At 61.8% G+C, this 2753-nt stretch carries 2 protein-coding genes; one reads left to right on the top strand and one right to left on the bottom strand.

All coding sequences use genetic code 11. From position 1 onward, the window contains the following. Positions 1-386: 386 nt before the first annotated feature. The gene (locus AUL35_RS21280) at positions 387-1244 is read right to left on the bottom strand and encodes a sensor domain-containing diguanylate cyclase (protein WP_082666520.1); all 858 of its coding nucleotides are present in this window, start codon (positions 1242-1244) and stop codon (positions 387-389) included. Positions 1245-2103: 859 nt separating this feature from the next. On the opposite strand from AUL35_RS21280, the gene AUL35_RS21275 reads away from it, so the two are divergent. Next, a complete protein-coding gene (locus AUL35_RS21275; protein ID WP_244493873.1) occupies positions 2104-2583 on the top strand; it encodes a hypothetical protein in 480 nt (159 codons plus the stop codon). The last annotated feature ends 170 nt before the right edge of the window (positions 2584-2753 follow it).

The raw sequence follows: 2753 nt of genomic DNA, 5'->3' as shown, positions 1-2753 counted from the left end.
ATGGTTGCGGCGGCCAAGGCCACGGCCAGCGAGGATACGGGCTTCATGGAAAATCCTTTGTAAGAGATATTTTCCTAAGCCACGAAGCTGGCGGATGTTCCGAGCGATCTCCGGGATGATCCCGTAGGTGGTGTCCGCTTTTGAGCCCGTTCGTGATGGCGCTGCAGGTCTGCGTTGGGTCGCTTGCGGTCGGCCAGGTTTGAGTGCGCGTACCGTTGGCACCGTTCGGCTCCGTCGACCTGACCTGCTGGGATGACTTCAGGGGTCGTCATCTGCCGGTTACGAACTTGATCTCTTGGCATCGAACTCATCAACGAACAGGCGTTGCCCGGTGTCCTACTCACCCTGCGGCGCACTGTTTGGGGCAAAGCCGATCGCACAAACCGTTACGCTGCCTGTGAGGCGCGAGACACTTTCTGGTCATACATTGCCCGATCGGCGACGCGCCGAAGGTCCTTTGGCGTCATCGAAGAGTCCCATAGCGCGGCACCAAGGCTGATCGTCGCGGGAATGACAATGCCCGCGCTTGTGACAGGCCCGCTGAAGGTGCGCCCAATTCGATCGAGAGCGAGGGCAACAGCGCCAGGCGTCGCTGCAGACACGATCGCTGCGAACTCGTCGCCGCCGATGCGTGCGACCCGGTCACCCTGGCGCACGCCGGACCGCAGCCTGCGCGCCGTCTCGCGTAGGACCTCGTCCCCGACCTCATGCCCGAAGGCGTCGTTGATGGACTTGAAGCGGTCGATGTCGGCTAGGACGAGCGCGAAGGGCTTTCCCGTATCCATTGACGTCGCCATCGCCGCCGCGAGATCAAGGTCGAAGCGACGTCGGTTGCCGATACCCGTGACCGGATCGCTATAGGCCTCCGACCGAAGTTGCTCCTCGGTCCTTTTGCGTTCGTCGATGTTACACGTCAGCCCGAGGAGTTGAACGACCTTTCCGGCATCGTTGATGACAGGTGAGAGAATTGTTCGCCACCAGCGCGTCCCGGAAGGTGTGGTGACGCGTTCCTCGTACTCGTCCATGACACCGGTTGCGATGCATCGGCGATAATTCGCTTCCCAATCGCGAGCACCATCCGAAGCGAGGACATCGCTCGGCCTCCGTCCAACGAAGCCTTCTTTCGTAAGCCTAGTAAGCGCGCACAGCGGGGCGTTAATGCCATCGAAGAAGACCGTTCCGTCGTCATCGATCGCGACCGAGAAAGCTGGGACAGCGAGAGAGTCGACGTTGATCTTCGGCATGTCCGCAACCCGTGACGCGATTACGGAAAACTACGAGGTGATCGGTAAATACAGCGTCAAGGTGGCGCCTGTTTCTGACGCTGAGGAAGGCCTTTTACATGCTACCCGTCACGCTCGTTCTACGTGCCCGGCGAACATGCCGATCCTCACCGACGAGCTCGGCTCGGGCGGCCATGGCGAGAAGCGACCGCTCCGCCTAAGACACCGCTCCCGCACGTTCTCAAGGCTCACCGTTGTTGCCTACTCGTCTTTTGGCTGCGGCGAACCGGCGGAAGTAGTCGCCGTCCTCTCGTATCCTTCGATATGCCATCGCCAGACCCCCAAGCAGGTGCTCTTGAGCCGTTAGGCGGCGTAGCGGCGAACGGCAACGCCGGCTCGGCCCTGTCTTGGACAAAGGGTCTCCGACGTTCAGCAAACTGTCACACTTGATCGGCGGTCGCGCTGTCACAATCAACGTCGCCTGGCGCCACGCTCGTCTTACCGAGGGTGCCGCGGCTTTAGAGATGTCCGCTTCTTGGTTGGGCGGACGGCCTGTCGAAAGACAGTGAAGGGTCGGAAGCGGATGGACCGCTTCCGGGCGTCCGTTTCCCCAACGCTGATCAGCGATCTGGGGTGGGTAGCCGACCGTCTGGTATTGGTCGATCGACAGGGGAAAGCGAACGAATGTTTGGCTGCAATTCAAGTGTCACTCATCTACCGAGGTGCGACTGCGACCCGATCGGCGCGCAGACCTATTGTCGAGCTAAAGGAAGTCTAGCGTACTACGTATTTCCCCTAATGGTTGTTAGTTAACTACCGTAAGTTTCGAACACGCCTCGCGAGTGATGATCTGGTGTCACCACATTTCGCGAGCGAACACATGTCACGCATGAGAAAGGCGTTCTGGCTGACCAGTGCCTTGGCCGGCGGATCCATTCCGGCCAGCGCGCAGGCTGTCACCAACACCGTCACGTTCAACGGCACCGTCACGACGAACTGCTCGATCGCGATCGTCAATGGTACCGGCGTGATGACCACCAGCGGCACGCTCAGCAACCTCAGCTCCAAGAATGCTGGCGGCTCGCCGGCCCAGGTCTCCATCACAACCACGGGCGGCGTGCGCGTCAGCCTCGATGCGGTTACGAGCGCAACCACGCCCGCCGCCGATACGGGGCCGACGGTCTGGACGCCGGTCTACTCCATGACCGGCACGCAAAGCGTCGCCGAGACGGGGGCCTCGACGCTGATGACCGGCTCCGGGACCAGCAACATGAACGTTCATCTGACCGGCACCAAGCCCAGCACGGACTCGTTCCGAGGCGGCAACTACTCGGCGACGGTGACGGTGCGATGCGAGTGAAGCGCGCCGCCATCCCGTCGATCCTGGTTCTGGCGGCCGTGCTGCTCGCTGGGGGCGCCCGAGCCCAGTCGCTGACCCCGATGCGCGGTGAGGTCCGAAGCGTCAGCGACGCCTTTGCGGTCCGCGTCTTTCCGTCCAACCCCTACGATCGGCCGATCCGCGTCGAGGTA

The organism is Aureimonas sp. AU4 (assembly GCF_001463765.1).
Lineage (GTDB): Bacteria > Pseudomonadota > Alphaproteobacteria > Rhizobiales > Rhizobiaceae > Aureimonas.
Note: the sequence above shows the minus strand (reverse complement) of the source record. Positions and strands in the feature narration are given on the sequence as shown.